Raw genomic sequence first — 16,014 nt, forward strand, 5'->3', positions numbered from 1 at the left:
ACATAGTCAAATAACACTAGCGTGTAGCGCTCTTTTAACTGGGGAGCGATATATTTCCACATATTTTGATCACAGCCAAAACCATGGGCTAGCATTAGTGTTTTCTCGCCAGTCCCTATAATCGTTACATTATTGCGAAGCATCACTTGCTCTTTCGATAACACGCTAACATCACTCCCTTACGTCAAATAACATCACGGTTAAATTTCTTTTTGAATCCTTGCTGATGCCACTTATCCATCCAGCCTGGCAAGTCTTGAGCAGGCATAGGGTGAGCAATAAAATACCCCTGCCCACACTCACAACCAAACTCAATAAGCTGTTGGCCATGTGCTAGCGTCTCAACACCTTCGGCAACCACATCACACTCGAATGCTCGCGCAAAACCAATCACTCCTTTTAGGATGGCTCGGTCACCGGTACTGGTCAGCATGTTCTGCACAAAGCTACGGTCAATTTTGAGCGTATCAACCGAGAGGTCTCTGAGATGGCTTAAAGAAGAATAGCCTGTGCCAAAATCATCTAGCGAGATTCGGATTCCCATCACTCTGCAAGCATTCAGCACGGAGTAGACATGCCCCACGTCTTCGATAGTGCTTGTTTCAAGCACTTCAAGCTCAAGCCGATGCTTAGGTAGGCTTGGAAAATCCGCAAGTATGTTGCTTAAATCATGAAGAAAGTGGGAGTTCTGCAAATGATACCCGTCGATATTAACGCTGACGTGTACATCTAGGCCCTGTTGGAGCCAGGTTTGCAGCTGGCGAAGTGCACTGGTAATAACCCAGCGCCCTAACGCTATGCCCGTAGAAGTGTTAGTGAGCACGGGCAAAAAAGTTACCGGTGCCTTTAACCCTTCACTGGGGTGGTTCCAGCGTATGAGAGCTTCAACCCCCAGCACTCTCCCGGTCAGCATGTTGATCTTAGGTTGGTAGTAAAGCTCGAACTCGTTAGCCTCCATGGCCGCTTTAATAGCAGCTAGTTCTGACTGTTTACTTTGTTGAACGTGTTCATTGTCCACATTAAATAAGCAGATTTGATTCTTGCCTGACAGCTTAGCTTGATACATCGCTTGGTCAGCTTGTCGAATCAAGTGATCCGGCTCAACCTCTTTCGACTGCGGGTATAACGTAACGCCGATACTGGCTGAAAGCGTTAACAATACGGAGTCTATCTCAAAGGGCTCAGCAAGCTTGTTAATCAGCCGCGAAAGCGACTCCTCTACTAAGCGCGCACTAAAGCGACCATTTAAAAAAATAACGAACTCATCACCGCCAAAGCGGGCGATTACGTCATCACTTCTTAGATTACTGGCTAAACGCGTGGCGACGAGCTGAATAACCTTGTCACCCGCATGATGCCCATAGCGGTCATTGACCTCTTTGAAGCCATCAAGGTCCACAAACGCAAGCGCAAATGCCATATCATCTTTTTTTTGTTCGATAATTTTCTGATCAAGATGCTTCGCCATAGCAGTACGGTTAGGCAGGCCCGTCAACTGATCCGTATCAGAGATCCTACGCAGTAAAGACACCTTCTGCTCAAGCAGCTGCTTGGTTTCCGTCAGCTCTTCAAATAATCGATCAGAGCGGCGGGCACTGCTAATACTCCAGAAAAATTTTCCGTTAGCGCTATCATCGCACAAAATACTAACCACTATCGGCAAAGCAGTGTTGCAGTGGCTCACCATACACAGCCGGATTTCATGGCACTTTTTTTCTCGCACCAAAATAGGCACTAAATAAGTGTCATACATAATCTGTGACGCTTTACTCAGCAAGGTAAACAAATCGGCGCCCAACAGCTCATCGGTTGAATAGCCGTGATACTCCTCAAGATAGCGGTTGCAGTAAAGAATGCGTCGCTTACTGTCGGTAATCATGCATCCCACTGGGAACGTATCGAGCGAAAATTGGTTGGATGTGTACATGATCGACCTTGGACAATGTCACGATGATTCATAGTAAACTCTCTATAGTTCCATATAGTCCCTGATAATTAGCTAGGTTGCTATTTTTATGGCGTAACCAATTGGTACTGCCTAAAAAAGATATCTAACCTAAGTAGCTAAACGTAGCTTAGTGTATTAGTGGTATCGCGATTCTCTCAAAGGGTGAACATTTCGAGAGAGTAATAGAGTGACAACGGCGCCTTTTGATAGGCGCCGTTGTCACAGTAGTGTAAGTCGTTAGATGCTTAGATGGATGCTTAATCGCCAGCGACTACTTCACCATAGGCCCTAAAAATCGGGTTTCGTTAGCACTTATTATCGAAGGGTCACCTAGCGCGATGAAGCGCAACTCGACAGGGTGGCTAGGCTGTGTCAGGTCAGCTGCATCTGCCGTTAAGGCGACCCTTAAGCTGCGTGTCTCGTTAGCGCCTACCTCTATGGTGTCCATCCCCTGCAAGCGCAGCCCCGGCAACCCCGATACTGATAACGCATAGCGATGTGTCTGGCTATCTTGATTACGCAATGTCAAATTGTAGTAATTGATAATGCGCCCCTCCGCCGTGCTTTCAAACAGCGTTTGACGGTCCCGAACTACGTCAACATCAATGGGTACACGGGTATTCAAAAAGTCGACGAGCAGCACCACCATGGAGAGCAGCGCTACGGCATACACAAGCAGCTGAGGGCGCCAGAAGCGTGTCAGTTGACCCTCCAGCGCACGTTCTGTGGTATATCGGATAAGCCCAAGCGGTTTGTCAATGCGCGTCATCACACTGTCGCACGCATCGATACACGCGGCACAGCTAATACATTCGTACTGCAGGCCATCACGAATATCGATACCTGTCGGACAGACCTGAACACACAGCTCACAGTCGATGCAGTCGCCAGCGCGGGATGTCTCTGTGCCCGTCTGGGGGTGTTTGCGGCGCGGCTCACCGCGGACGGCATCATAAGAAACGATCAGTGTATTGGCATCAAACATTGCCGACTGAAAACGCGCATAAGGGCACATATGCAGGCATACCTGATGGCGCAGCCAGCCCGCGTTAAGGTACGTAAAAACCGTGAAGAAGCCGACCCAAAATAGCGCCCAGGGGTGCGCCGTCAGGCTGACAACATCCACTACCAATTCTCTAATCGGCGTAAAGTAACCGACGAAAGCAATCCCCGTTGCCAAGGCAATGAGCAGCCAAGCCGTATGTTTAAGGCTCTTGCGCCATAGCGTCACCAAACGCCGCGGCGCTTTATCCCGGCGTTTGCGACGATGCCGCGGCCCCTCCAAGCGGTGCTCAAACCAGATGAATAGAAACGTCCAAACGCTTTGCGGGCAGCTATAGCCACACCACACACGCCCAGCCACCACGGTGATCAAAAACAGGCCGAACGCGCACAGCACTAATATCCAGGTCAGCAAGATAAAGTCCTGTGGGTAAAACGTCGCCGCAAACAGATGGAACTCTTGGGCAGACAGGTCAAACCATACCAGCGGCCTATCCCCCCAATTAAACCATGGCAAACCAAAATAGAGGGCCATTAACAACCAATTTGAGCGGCGCCGGATGCGCTGAAAAAAACCACCTATTTCTCGTACATAAATATGCCCAAGCGTGGGGGACTTATTAGGGGAAGGAGGGTTGCTAGAAGCGTAGTGACGGGAAGCATCAGACGAAGGTGAGTGATGCTCAACCGCTGCCTCAGCGGTTAGGTTGTGCAGTGGAATGCGTTGCGTCATACCGATATCCAGAAAAAAAGGAGTGGAGGTCTAGACGGTCGAGGGGCGTCACCGATGATTAGCCACTACTATCTCCACTAAGCCGGATGACAAACAGGCGCAGTTTTAGAGAAATATTGCGGATCAGTTGAGGCATTCCCGCCTATAAACCTCCATCTGATATGCTTTTTATTGCCTGAGTTGAGCCTGTTTTAAATTTTTCAACTGCGTCACAGTGGTACTTCCCTACCGCAAAGCGTTACGCCGTGCTACCTAACACTGTGCTAAACAGACGGTTTATCCCATGAAACGCTACGAACAATTTGCCGATGAGATAGCCGCGCTAATTCGCCAGGGTGTCCTGGGCCCTGGGGAGCGCATTCCTTCCGTTCGTCAGGCCAGCCTCCATCATGGCATTAGTCCATCCACGGTGTTTCAGGCTTACTACTTACTTGAAAACCGCGGCCTCATCACCGCGCGGGCACGCTCAGGCTATTTTGTTCGTGAGCATGCTCGGCGCCTGCTGGGCGAACCACGTGTGACGTTGCAGCCCACCGCCCCAGCGGACGTAAAAGTAAGTGAGCTAGTATTCTCAGTACTCGATTCGCTGCAAGACGACCAAACAGTGCCTTTTGGGTCCGCATTCCCCAGCCCTGAGCTGTTTCCGCTCTCTCGATTGAGCACTAGTATGTCCCGGGGGCTACGTGCTCTTTCGCCCCAGCAGGTGGTGGCCAATATGACAACGGGGCATATCGACCTCTGTCGACAAATTGCGCTGCGCTACATGCTGGGCGGTATTACTCTGCCTATGGAGGAGTTGGTTATTACCAACGGTGCAATGGAAGCGCTCAATCTAGCTCTACAGTGCGTAACCCAACCAGGCGATTTAGTAGCGGTTGAGTCCCCGGCTTTTTATGCCAGCCTGCAAGTCCTAGAGCGGCTGAAATTGCGTGCGGTGGAAATTCCGGTTCATCCGCGGGAGGGCATCGACCTTGAGGTGTTAGCAGAGCGAATGGCGTCGCTACCTATCAAAGCCTGTTGGTTTATGAGCCATCTACAAAACCCGCTCGGTGCCAGCCTAAGTAATGAGCGAAAACAGACCCTTTGCCAGCTGTTAAAACAGCACCAAGTCCCCATGTTAGAGGATGATGTGTATGCCGAGCTTTATTTTGGAAGCAAGCCCCCTACCCCAGTAAAAGCCTATGATGATGAGGGGCTGGTTATTCACTGCAACTCGTTCTCGAAGTGCTTGGCACCCGGCTACCGCGTTGGCTGGGTAGCCGGTGGCCGCTACGCCAAGGCCGTTGCTCGGCTGAAGCTAATGACAACCATCTCGCCTTCCGTGCCCGCCCAGGCAGCCATTGCCGATTATTTGCAGCACGGCGGTTATGATCGCCATTTACGTAAGCTTCGCCACGCTTTAGAAGCCCAACAAGGCAGCATGCTGGCAGCCGCAGATCGTTACTTCCCCACCCAAACGCGTATCACTCGCCCTGATGGCGGCTACTTTTTGTGGGTAGAGCTTCCTGAGACAGTAGATTCACTGCGCTTATTTAACATGGCGCTCGATCATGGCGTTAGCTTAGCGCCCGGCCCGATTTTTTCAGCAACACAGCAGTTCCGGCACTGCGTACGATTAAGCTATGGCCACCCGTGGAACACACGCAGCGAACATGGCATGGAAACGCTAGGGCGGCTATTAACCCTGTTCTAAGCCCTGCTGTTATGTGGCTATTTCAAGCGTGCTTCTCAACTGATACGGTTTTCATGTATTTGTGCTCTATGACGACTTTCATACCGTTCTAAGTTCATGATGGAGCTAGTGAGCTGAACCCGCCAATAGTCTTACGTTGTCTGGTCAACGTATTAGGGTTTGAACCATGGGTTATGATCAGTTTTCTCAAGATGCTTAGCGCTACTTTACGACTAGCCGCCATCGAACAATGTTCACCGGATTAGCCTATGCCCGTTGACCTGCAAGCACTCTACCCCAAGCTAGTTCACTTGATGCTGGACACGGTCTTCGTGGTTGACGGAGACAATCAGATTCTCTTTGTGAGTGACGCTTGCGAGTCGCTGCTTGGCTACCGTGCGGATGAGCTGGTCAGCACCTTAATCACCCGTTACATGCACCCTGAGGATCTCGCGCTCACCAAAGCGTCCATTGTGCGCGTCATGAGCGGCCAGCCTCACGTTGATTTCCGCAACCGCTACCTCCGCAAGGATGGCAGTACGGTGCACATTTTATGGTCTGCTCGCTGGTATGAAGACAAGGAAGTGCGTATCGGCGTAGCCCGGGACGTCACGGCCCTCGTACAAGCTGAAGATGAATTACGTTTTCTCGCGCATCACGACCCATTAACGAAGCTAATCAATCGATCGCTCTTTTATGATCGATTAGTCTCCGGCTTGAGCACAGCCCGGCGTCACCAGAATAGCCTCGCGGTACTTTTCCTGGATGTGAATGACTTCAAAACGATAAACGATACCTATGGACATGCCATAGGGGATGGGGTGCTCTGTGCGGTGGCGCAACGACTAGAAAGTTGCCTACGTGAAACGGATAGCGTCGCGCGGATGGGCGGCGATGAATTCACGGTACTGCTGACGGATATCCCCTCGATGGAAGCCGTGACACACAAGATAGAGCAGATTCTCACCGTCTTGGCCGAGCCGCTGGGCGCAGAATTCGGTGAGATCAGCATGCCATCTTGCAGTATCGGTGTGGCGTGCTACCCCGCCGATGGGGACGATGCGGACACGCTGCTCAGGCATTCAGATAGCGCGATGTACACTGCCAAAAAGCGCCGGTAAAACGCCCATCGTGCTAGTGGGGCATCCCGCTGATAACCAGCAACAAAAGGGCGTTCGCCCCAGGCCATCTGCTACGCAGGGGATGAAACCGACTCGGTTCCTGGCGGCGTTTCTGCGCCAAACTGCAGCGCCGCCAAATGACGATACAGCGGGCTCGTATTGATCAGCTCTGCATGGGTGCCTGATGCTACAAGCCGCCCCTCTTTCAGTACCAGCAGGCGATCCGCGTTAATCACCGTGGCTAGCCGGTGGGCAATCACAATACTGGTGCGCCCCTGCATTAATCGATCTAGCGCCTGCTGGACAAGGCGCTCGCTCTCCGCATCCAACGCACTGGTCGCTTCATCAAGCAGCAGCACGGCCGGGTTTTTAAGCAGCGCGCGGGCAATCGCGAGCCGCTGGCGCTGGCCGCCGGAAAGCTGCACGCCGCCCGGGCCAAGGGGCGTATTAAACCCTTGGGGAAGCGCGTTGATGAAGTCGATGGCGCTGGCATCCTCCACCGCCGCACGTAGCCTTTCATCACTTGCCTCAGGGCAACCGTAGCGGAGGTTCTCCGCCACCGAGCCACTAAACAGCACGGGTTCTTGAGCCACTAACCCCAAGGCGCTGCGCAAGATGGCAGTATCTAACCTACGAATATCAACGCCATCCAACGTGACGCGCCCCTGGTCAGGGTCGTAAAAGCGAAGCAGTAGCCCCAGCAGAGTACTTTTTCCCGCGCCGGAGGGCCCGACAACGGCCACGCGCTCTCCGGCCTGAATGTCCAGGTCAAAGCCGCTAAGGGCCGGTGTTTCCCGCCCGGGGTACGTGAAGTGAATATTTTCTAAGGCGATCTCACCGCGCGTGGGGGGTGGCAGTGCCACTGCGTTGGCTGGGGACCGTATGGTGGGCTGGGTGTCCAGCAGTTCCAGCAGCCGCTCTGCCGCCCCCGCAGCGCGCTCCACATCACCCGCCACCTCAGCCAAGGTAGCTACCGCCCCCGCCGCCAGCAGCGCGTAAAATATAAAGGCCGATAGCTCACCAGCACTCATTGTTCCGGCCAATACCGCCTGCCCACCCTGCCAAAGCATTAAGCCAACGCCGCTGAACACCACCAACATTGCAACGCCGGTGAGCCAGGCGCGCTGTTGAGTGCGTGCCACCGCGCTACTAAATGCCTGCTCAACACGCTGACCATAGCGAACTTTATCAACGGCTTCATGGTTAAACGCCTGGAGTGTTTGGAGGCCACTGAGTGCCTCTTCAGCATAGCGACCAAGCTCCGCCACGCGGTCTTGGCTAGTGCGCGAAAGCCGTCGCACGCGGCGGCCATACCACACAATAGGCAGTAGCGTGGCGGGAATACCCACAAGCACCATTGCCGAAAGCCACGGCTGGGTCATCAGCATGAGCGCCACCGCACCCACCAGCATGACCAGATTACGCAACGCCAGCGAAATGGATGAACCAAACAAGCTTTGCAACACGCTGGTGTCAGCGGTAAGCCGCGACGCAATTTCCCCCGCTGCACGGCCATCACTGGCACTCTCGAAAAAGCTCGGCTCCAGGCTAAGCAAATGATCAAAAACACGCTGGCGAAGATCTGCGGCCAAGCGCTCCCCAATCCAGGTCACTTGGTAGTAGCGCAGCGCTGATGCCATCGCCAATAGCGCCACCACGCCTAACATTAGCCCCAGCGTTTTGGCCAGTGCGCGTGAGTCTGCTGCCATAAAGCCATTGTCAATCACCAAGCGCAGCCCATTGCCTAACAACAGTACGCTGCCCGAGGCGAACAGTAACGCCATGCCTGCCAAGGCAAGACGCAAGCGATAAGGGCGCAGGAGTCCTAATAACCGAAGCAACACACGGCGGTTGGGGTACTGGCTCATAAGGGCAAAGGCTCGGTAATAAGAAGCGGCTTTTGACCATAGCAGGCAACAGGGTGGCATGCAGCCGACGATTGCGCTGGAGCGCGCTTTTGTCACTGCTGGGTTACGAGACCAAGGGGTGCTAAAGTGAATGAAAGTGCTTCTATCAAGGTAAACAATCGCACCAACTTGTGACCGTGCAACCCCCTTTAAACCCGCCCGCTATAAAGGCCAAAATTATGACAGCCCCCATAAAACCAACGCCTCCTTCACCCACGCCCCTGCGGCTGCCCTGCCGTGGCTGCTTAGCCGACTGTGCAAATTATGCGACCTGTGAAGGCAAGCCATGGCGGAAAACGGCGATAAAACCCTGACGTCACCAGAGCTGCCGATTTGGCTTCAATAGTTCCTTCGACCGCACAACGTGAATCAGAAGCGCCTTAGGACGCGCTGGCCTCTTGGTCAACGGGTTCCTCAAGGGGTTCGCCATTTTCATCCAGCAGTTGTTGATCGTACGCAGCCTGGAGGCCCGTCTCTTCAGCAACCGGCTGCTCCTCTTGCTCGTGGGGTGATTCTTCTTCCGCAGCTTCTTCTACCAAGTCCGCCCAGTAATCAATATGGCCTGGGTAAGCGGGCGATATAATCGCTATCACGATACCCACTACCGCGAATACTGAGAACGCATAAGCGTAACCAAAGCCATCTACCAGTAAGCCGACCACAGGGGAACCTGCCGCTTGCCCCAGCGCACAGGCCATAAAAGGCAACACCGGCCCCATGGCAAGCCGCCCCGGCAATAGCCGAATGCCCGTCATCAGATAAAGCCCGGTTAAGCTCATATAAGCAAGGCCAAACACCATGGCCGAAAACATCGCCAACGCTAAATAACTTGGGCTAGCCGCCAGCAACACTAAGCTTGAAGAGAGCATCATCAGCATTAATGCTTGCGTAATAGGTGGGTTATTGCGGTCAGCCAAATCACTCACGACGGCACCCCCAAGCCCAGCAAGCCCCACGGCAAACCAGAGCCAACCCGTTTGGTTTGGCGGCAAAGCGCCAAGAGTAACGACCAAATCGGGGGCAAAAAGCCAGTATGGTGCCGCCACAAAGCCCATAGCAAAGGCAAATAGTGAAAGCCGGATAAGGCGCGACCACTGCAGTCGCGTAATCGGCGGTGGTGGTGCAGCATTCGCTGGCACAATTCGAGAGACCGAGGGAATAAAGTACCATGCGGCAACAACCCCAAAGCCCGCTAACACGGCAAAGCTTGAGTAGGTAAAACGCCAGGCATCCGCCAGGAAGACGACGGTAGGCACTGCGACGATAATGCCAACACTGGTGCCTGCATTCATGATTGAGCTGACACGGCCATGCATCGTTCGACTCACCAACGCCTGCATAGCAGCGGTCAGTGCGGGCATCATCAACCCCGTGCAGATGCCGCAGATGAACACACCCACACCGAGCGACAACGCACTGGTTGACTGGCTTATGACAACAAGCCCTGCCACCCCAATGCCACCAGAAAGTACCGCCAAGTTACGCGCACCAAACCGGTCTGCAGCCAGTGGGGCAACCAGCGTGGCCAGCACAAAACTAATGAACGGCAGTGCCCCAATAATGCCCACCAAGTACGCGGTCAGGTTCAGTTCAGCGCTAATGGAAGGCACAAACAAACCAAACGCAAAGCGCGCAAGCCCATAGCTAATCGCGACCAGGGCTGCCCCAAAAAGAGCAAACCCCATATTAGACATAGTCTTCATACTGGGTCCTCAACGGCCGTGTGCTAGCGCCATTTTCTCAATGACACCCTTCACAAGCAATGCAGGAAATTCGCTAAATTATTCCCCCTTCAAACTGCTAAAAAGAAGTACCTAAGCATTAATAGTTCAAGCCCACAACGAGTCGGTTAACCCATTTGATCAATCGGTTAAAATCTAGACAGCTTCACACTACGCTGGACTACAACCCCCAACGGCGGCACAGTGCAATAGTTACGCCCCACACAAGAGAAAAGGTCACCGTCGAATGTCTGAGCACGACAATGTATATGAAAGTATCGCTACGCGTATGAACGGCTTCTTATATCGCTGTCGAAACGACGAACACTACACGATGCTGAATCTGACGGGCCGGGTAAAAGACCTGACTGGGTATACGGTTGAGGATTTGCTAAACAATCGCCACCAATCCTATGTAGAGCTGATTTATCCTGATGACGCTGCGGCGCTTGACCAGGCTATCGAAAAAGCCATTGATGCCAAGCAAAACTGGCAAGCCGACTACCGATTAAAAAATAAAGACGGCAGCCTGCGCTGGGTAAGTGAGTATGGCGGCGCAGTTACAGATGAAAACGGCACCGTTATCTATTTGGAAGGTGTGGTCACCGATATCCAGGCACGGCGTCAAAACGAGGAACGGCTTGCGACAATTAGCCGTGGAATCGCCTCAGAAACCGAACAAATTGTACATACGTTAAAAATGCTGCGCTTATTGAGCATCAACGCCGGCATAGAGGCTGCGCGTGCTGGCGAGGCTGGTAAAGGGTTTGCTGTAGTAGCTGATAACGTACGAAAACTTGCTGACGACACGGGCAGCTCCGCCAAAAACATATCTAAGCTGATGAATGAATTAGATAACAGGTAGGTAGAGCGAAATGCCTCTCTTACAGCGCCTATCACTATTTAAAGCCATTGGTTTATTAAATAATAAAAACACACTTAATAACCGAGATTGAAAGTCTAACCAAAAGGCAATAACGCAAAAACCCCGCACTTGGCGGGGTTTTAAGCTTACCGATCTAGTCGGTAGCTAATATCGTGATATGGGGTTTATTCCATAACCTTGATATTAGAAGCTTGAAGGCCTTTTTGGCCCTGGGTGACGTCAAAAGAGACCTTTTGACCGTCTTGCAGGGATTTAAAGCCGTCTGCTTGAATTTCGGAGAAGTGTGCGAACAGATCGTCGCCGCTAACTTCAGGAGAAATAAAGCCGAAGCCTTTAGTGTCGTTAAACCACTTTACGGTACCAGTTGCCATGATCGAAATCCTCGATTTAGCGAAATTAATGCCGGGGAAATACCCGAGTTACAGAGGGTAGAACAAGAAACTTTCACCAGGCTCAACGCTAAAATGCTTCGATACTGCTGACAACGTTCGACTTGCTAACCAACTACAGGCAGTCTGCGCTTCTATATCACTCGCGTCAACAGCAAATACATAAATGTTTTTATACGCTAGATAATTATATTAATTTCCAGGCATTAACCCATGAATTAAAACAATAAATACAGCACATCCTTATGCTGTACGTTAATCACAAACTACGTATTAGCTTTTAAACGTGCCAATACGTTCTCTTTAGACATATTTTCACGTTCAGCATAGAGTGCCAATTCATCGGTCACCTGGGCGCCCAATGCTTCTTCAAAGGCTTCGCGGTTAGCGTTGGCTGCGTAGGCGTCATTTTGTGCACCGCCCAAGTTAGACTGGAAAATGCCGGCGGCGCTCACCGGTAGAAAGTCCTCATAGGTGATGGGCTGTGCTTCCACCAAACCTTGTTCTACCAGCGCATCCATATTTTTCTCAACGCTGCCGTTAAAGGCTCGGCCAGTATCGGTCAGGTGATAGTGAAAATAGGCCAGCTGCTGGTGCCGAATCGCCTCGTCATTATCAGGAAATTCAGCAAACACCTTATTCATTACCGCCTGGTGGTCGTCGTTACCCAGGCCTGCGGTTTGTTTTCGTCCTTCATTAAGTAGACGGTCATAAAGGGCACGACCCTTCGGTGTTAGCGCCATACCACGCTGCTCAATTTCACCAAAGCGTGCTGTGTGAGTCCCCTGCGTATCGCCAGCAAAGCGGATAGACTCCTCAAGCGCTTTAAAACTAGTTTGGCGGAGCAGAATTGAGCTCTCACGACGCGGAGGCCCCTCAATCACCGCTTTAGGATTCATACCCATTTCCGGCATACGGCGCTGAACTTCATCAATGTCTAAGGTGCGCGGCGTGAGATGATTAATATGCGGCCCCTTAAAGCACACCACATCGGCAATCAGGCGGTGCTCATCGTGTAGTGCTTGGTACGTGTCTAGATCTACCGTGGCATCTTGGTGCCAACGGAAAGTTTCAAGCGCTTCCTTAACGAACTGATCCGCCTCTTCACTGGTTAACCCGCCCTGGCTTTCATGGCGCTCAATTAGCTCGCGCACCGTAGGGGTAAAAATATCCCGCTTCGCCAAAATGGCTGCTGCGCGCTGGCGCAGTGCTTCGCTTTCGATAAGCTCTAAACGCAGTAGCGAGGTAAAAACACGGAAAGGATTCCGCGCCAAAGCGTCATCTTCGATAGGCCGGAAAGCGGTTGAATGAACCGGCACCCCCGCTTCAGAAAGATCGTAATAGCCCACCGGATACATGCCCATCACGGCAAACAGGCGGCGCAGCATGGAAAGCTCCTCGGCGGTTCCCACGCGAATGGCCCCATGGCGTTCTACGCTCAAACGAGCCAACTCACCCTGCGCTTCCAGGCGGCGTTGCAGCTCAGGCTGTTGGCTAAGGGTTTCTTGGTTAACCCGCTCGACAAGTTCAAGAAGCGTACCGTACTGCGGCACTTCGGCTTGATACATGGCCGACATAGCTTTAGAGAAACGGTCGCGAACATCATTGGTTGAAAGAAGGTCTGTTTGGGTCATGTTATGGCTCTCAATGTCCGTTTAATACACTTATCAAAACAAGTACACGTGACGGATCACAAACGAAAAAAATAGCCGAATGCATGCCTAACAGGAATGTATACTCAACATTTGAGATATAAGCACTGCTCGTTACTGCTCCACTCCTCGCCGGGGTGGTGAAACATCAAGACAGTGCATAAATCAGCAGGAGCATTTTGTTTGGCATCTCGTAACCTTCCCTCAACGGCGGCAATGCAGTGCTTTGAAGCCGCGGCACGGCATATGAGTTTCACTCGTGCAGCCGATGAACTGAGCCTCACACAAAGCGCGGTAAGCAAGCAGGTCGCTCATCTTGAAACACTGCTGCAGCACAAGCTTTTTCGTCGCGTAAGGCGAAGCTTGCTGCTGACGCCTGAAGGCGCCATCTTTCTTAGCGATGTTCGCAAAGTGCTCACTCAAATTGAGATGTCGGCCCACACCATTATGACCTTTAGCGGGAATAGTGAGGTGCTGAAAATTGCGACGCTGCCAAGTTTTGGCAGCCGCTGGTTAGCCGATAAATTGCCCGCTTTTTTAGCCACTAACCCCGGCATTAGCTTGGAGTTTCATGACCGGGTAAAAGACTTTGATCTTGAGCAGCAAAATATCGACATCGCCTTTTTTTACGGTCATGGCAGTTGGCCTAGCCTTGCCTGCCATAAATTATTCGATGAAGAAATGGTGGCGGTTGCCGCCCCTGCGCTGTTGGCTCAACACCCCGTTCACACGGTGGATGACTTAGCACAACTACCGTTACTCCACCTCTCCACCCGCCCGGATGCTTGGCATCACTGGTTTGCAGGCCAAAAAATTACTACGGATCGCAGCTATCACGGTACACGCTTTGAGACGTTTACCATGCTGGTGCGAACCTCCATGGCGGGCGGCGGCGTTGCATTAGTGCCCCGCTTTATAGTCGATGAAGAGCTCACCGCCGAACGGCTAACGCTTGCTTGGCCGCATAAAAGGCTCAGTGAGAGCGCTTATTACCTGGTGTACCCAGAACACCTAGGAGAACTAGCAAAGGTAAGGCGTTTTGTAGACCATATAATGCAGGCGTGTTGATCGTTTAAACGTAACGCTGGGGGCCTAGGCCCCCAGCGATGTGATACCCCTAACGTTCAGCGTTTTGCTGAATAATCAGAAATGCCACTCTAGATTAAACGTCATGGCATCAGTATCTACACCGGGCTTGTCGTGGTTGCCACATTTATTACGCCAATACTCATAGCCAACACCTGCCCATAGAGAGTTTTCCGCCCCCCATGCAACCTGCCCTACATCCAGCATTAGTGAGGTGCGCATTAACTGCTCAGGTTTGGTCGAGTCACCAAAGTAGTCGTCACCTTTCGCACCGTTGTAGCTATAGAAGCCTTGAAATTTTAGCGGTAACGCAGCGGCTTCAAACGGTAGCCCCCAAGCCAAATTGATTTGGTAATAAGGATCAAAGGAGATGCTGTTTTGGTTTTCCGGTAGCCCACAGGGCGGTAGGCCGCAATGGTTCCACTCACGGCTATAGAACAGGCTTAGGTCGACAAAGCCACGCGGTACGTCAAACTTAAACGTTGGCCCAACCAGCAGTTGGCGCTTACGCGGCGCAAAGCCGGTGTTTTTGGTGTTTAGGTCAAACCCAGAGGTCAGCGCCATATCCCTCACTGGCCCGAACGCGAGCGGTTCATCAAATACCTCCCCAGCATGAAGTTGATGACGGTAGGCCAGGTACGCTTCTGTTGCCCCTGAATCACTGTTATTGGCAGGGTCGTCACTGCTGGATTGAAGAACATCTAAATTGAAAAAGTTTTGGCCTAGTGAATAACCACTTACATGGGTGAACTGGAGAATATGCTTCTCCACATTCTCGGGGTTATTAGGCTCCGTAAACTGTGTTCCATAGCGATACCCCACAAACGTATCGCTCCATGTCGCCGCATGGGCACCTGCCGACATACCGCCAAGAAGCGTGACCACTGATACATACTTAGCCACTGCACGGTTTCTCTTCAACATGCGAAAACCTCGTTTGTTTGATTTTGTTTTTAGACGCATTTTTCAACGCCGCGAATGCTTCTGCTGGCGTGAACAACCGTTTTTTTTTGCGATAACGGCATTACTTAGAGTACATTTAGCTATATTTCTTGTATACAATAAGAAAGACAAAAACATACAACTGGAGCATACGATGCCGCACACTTTAAACGCCGCCCGTCCTAGCAGCCTCGGTTTAGAAGCCTTTCTTGCCCACTACGGTGATATCTTTGAACACTCGCCATGGGTAGCAGAAACTGCCTGGAAACAGGGCCTTACCACCCAGCATGATGATGCCGACGTATTGGCAGACACCATGGGAGCAGTGCTTCGCAACGCAGCTATCGATGAACAAATTGCCGTTATCCGCGCTCACCCTGACCTCGCAGGAAAAGCCGCCTTGGCCGGCGAGTTAACTCAGGACTCCACCCGTGAGCAAGCAGGTGCCGGGCTAGACCAGTGTTCGGCTGAAGAGTTTGAGCGCTTCCAACGGATGAATCAGGCTTACCAAGATAAGTTTGGCTTTCCCTTCGTCATTGCCGTTAAAGGGCTTGATCGCCACGCCATTCTCGCTGCGTTCGAAACGCGTCTTGAAAACGACGCAGCGACTGAACGTCAAACCGCCATTGACCAAATCATTCAAATAGCGCGCTTTCGCCTGCACGTGCGTGCTGAGATGGCAGAGTAAGTTTTCATACACTCAATTTTTCAAATACTTACTACTCGCACGCTTAGCATGACTGCTTTTCCCACAGCCTGAACGGAGACCACCCTTCAGGCTGTGAGGCTTACCCTTTATCGTCATTCGGAGAGACCTCTATGAGTCTGGAGACAAGAGAAGATCTCGATACAGTCGAAACCACGGAGTGGCTGGACTCCCTGGAATCGGTACTGGATCGTGAGGGCGAAGATCGTGCCCGTTACCTGATGACCCGCCTGGCGGATCGCCTGCGCC

General features: G+C 52.1%; 12 protein-coding genes. 5 read left to right on the forward strand and 7 right to left on the reverse strand.

Annotation, left to right across the window (positions count from 1 at the left end):
* Positions 1 to 184: 184 nt before the first annotated feature.
* Positions 185 to 1,927 carry a GGDEF and EAL domain-containing protein gene (locus tag MOY_RS09840; RefSeq protein WP_035540553.1) on the reverse strand — a complete coding sequence of 581 codons (1,743 nt, stop codon included), beginning with the start codon at positions 1,925 to 1,927 and terminating at the stop codon, positions 185 to 187.
* Between the two features lie 292 nt (positions 1,928 to 2,219).
* Positions 2,220 to 3,683 (reverse strand): cytochrome c oxidase accessory protein CcoG, encoded by a 1,464-nt coding sequence (ccoG, locus tag MOY_RS09845; protein ID WP_009099202.1) that lies wholly within the window; start codon positions 3,681 to 3,683, stop codon positions 2,220 to 2,222.
* 283 nt (positions 3,684 to 3,966) lie between these two features.
* Here ccoG and mapR point away from each other — a divergent pair, with 283 nt between their 5' ends.
* Positions 3,967 to 5,376: a GntR family transcriptional regulator MpaR gene (gene mapR / locus MOY_RS09850; protein WP_009099203.1), complete on the forward strand. Its 1,410-nt coding sequence runs from the start codon at positions 3,967 to 3,969 to the stop codon at positions 5,374 to 5,376.
* A 248-nt stretch (positions 5,377 to 5,624) separates the two neighbouring features.
* Positions 5,625 to 6,476 (forward strand): sensor domain-containing diguanylate cyclase, encoded by an 852-nt coding sequence (locus tag MOY_RS09855; RefSeq protein WP_009099205.1) that lies wholly within the window; start codon positions 5,625 to 5,627, stop codon positions 6,474 to 6,476.
* A 71-nt stretch (positions 6,477 to 6,547) separates the two neighbouring features.
* On the opposite strand, the gene MOY_RS09860 is transcribed toward MOY_RS09855, so the two are convergent.
* Entirely contained in the window at positions 6,548 to 8,344 is a 1,797-nt protein-coding gene (locus tag MOY_RS09860; protein ID WP_009099208.1) for an ABC transporter transmembrane domain-containing protein, read from the reverse strand.
* Positions 8,345 to 8,763: 419 nt separating this feature from the next.
* Complete coding sequence (locus tag MOY_RS09865; protein ID WP_009099211.1) at positions 8,764 to 10,086, reverse strand: MFS transporter; 1,323 nt, start codon at positions 10,084 to 10,086, stop codon at positions 8,764 to 8,766.
* Positions 10,087 to 10,393: 307 nt separating this feature from the next.
* On the opposite strand from MOY_RS09865, the gene MOY_RS17720 reads away from it, so the two are divergent.
* On the forward strand, positions 10,394 to 10,969 hold the full coding sequence (locus MOY_RS17720; protein ID WP_269467278.1) for a methyl-accepting chemotaxis protein: 576 nt from the start codon (positions 10,394 to 10,396) through the stop codon (positions 10,967 to 10,969).
* A 185-nt stretch (positions 10,970 to 11,154) separates the two neighbouring features.
* Here the strand turns inward: MOY_RS17720 and MOY_RS09875 are convergent, their stop codons facing one another.
* On the reverse strand, positions 11,155 to 11,361 hold the full coding sequence (locus MOY_RS09875) for a cold-shock protein (protein WP_009099216.1): 207 nt from the start codon (positions 11,359 to 11,361) through the stop codon (positions 11,155 to 11,157).
* 284 nt (positions 11,362 to 11,645) lie between these two features.
* Entirely contained in the window at positions 11,646 to 13,013 is a 1,368-nt protein-coding gene (hglS, locus tag MOY_RS09880; RefSeq protein WP_009099219.1) for a 2-oxoadipate dioxygenase/decarboxylase HglS, read from the reverse strand.
* A gap of 201 nt (positions 13,014 to 13,214) precedes the next feature.
* Here hglS and MOY_RS09885 point away from each other — a divergent pair, with 201 nt between their 5' ends.
* Positions 13,215 to 14,099 (forward strand): LysR substrate-binding domain-containing protein, encoded by an 885-nt coding sequence (locus tag MOY_RS09885; protein WP_009099220.1) that lies wholly within the window; start codon positions 13,215 to 13,217, stop codon positions 14,097 to 14,099.
* Positions 14,100 to 14,174: 75 nt separating this feature from the next.
* On the opposite strand, the gene MOY_RS09890 is transcribed toward MOY_RS09885, so the two are convergent.
* Positions 14,175 to 15,041 (reverse strand): hypothetical protein, encoded by an 867-nt coding sequence (locus MOY_RS09890; RefSeq protein ID WP_009099222.1) that lies wholly within the window; start codon positions 15,039 to 15,041, stop codon positions 14,175 to 14,177.
* A gap of 172 nt (positions 15,042 to 15,213) precedes the next feature.
* On the opposite strand from MOY_RS09890, the gene uraD reads away from it, so the two are divergent.
* Positions 15,214 to 15,747, forward strand: coding sequence for a 2-oxo-4-hydroxy-4-carboxy-5-ureidoimidazoline decarboxylase (gene uraD, locus MOY_RS09895; protein WP_009099224.1), 534 nt, complete (start codon positions 15,214 to 15,216; stop codon positions 15,745 to 15,747).
* Positions 15,748 to 16,014 lie beyond the last annotated feature (267 nt).

Source organism: Halomonas sp. GFAJ-1, assembly GCF_000236625.2.
Taxonomy (GTDB): Bacteria; Pseudomonadota; Gammaproteobacteria; order Pseudomonadales; family Halomonadaceae; genus Vreelandella.

Bases quoted from the DNA above. Each gene is read 5' to 3' on its own strand.
- MOY_RS09840 (WP_035540553.1), bottom strand. From the start codon at position 1,927: ATGTACACATCCAACCAATTTTCGCTCGATACGTTCCCAGTGGGATGC.
- ccoG (WP_009099202.1), bottom strand. From the start codon at position 3,683: ATGACGCAACGCATTCCACTGCACAACCTAACCGCTGAGGCAGCGGTT.
- mapR (WP_009099203.1), top strand. From the start codon at position 3,967: ATGAAACGCTACGAACAATTTGCCGATGAGATAGCCGCGCTAATTCGC.
- MOY_RS09855 (WP_009099205.1), top strand. From the start codon at position 5,625: ATGCCCGTTGACCTGCAAGCACTCTACCCCAAGCTAGTTCACTTGATG.
- MOY_RS09860 (WP_009099208.1), bottom strand. From the start codon at position 8,344: ATGAGCCAGTACCCCAACCGCCGTGTGTTGCTTCGGTTATTAGGACTC.
- MOY_RS09865 (WP_009099211.1), bottom strand. From the start codon at position 10,086: ATGAAGACTATGTCTAATATGGGGTTTGCTCTTTTTGGGGCAGCCCTG.
- MOY_RS17720 (WP_269467278.1), top strand. From the start codon at position 10,394: ATGAACGGCTTCTTATATCGCTGTCGAAACGACGAACACTACACGATG.
- MOY_RS09875 (WP_009099216.1), bottom strand. From the start codon at position 11,361: ATGGCAACTGGTACCGTAAAGTGGTTTAACGACACTAAAGGCTTCGGC.
- hglS (WP_009099219.1), bottom strand. From the start codon at position 13,013: ATGACCCAAACAGACCTTCTTTCAACCAATGATGTTCGCGACCGTTTC.
- MOY_RS09890 (WP_009099222.1), bottom strand. From the start codon at position 15,041: ATGTTGAAGAGAAACCGTGCAGTGGCTAAGTATGTATCAGTGGTCACG.
- uraD (WP_009099224.1), top strand. From the start codon at position 15,214: ATGCCGCACACTTTAAACGCCGCCCGTCCTAGCAGCCTCGGTTTAGAA.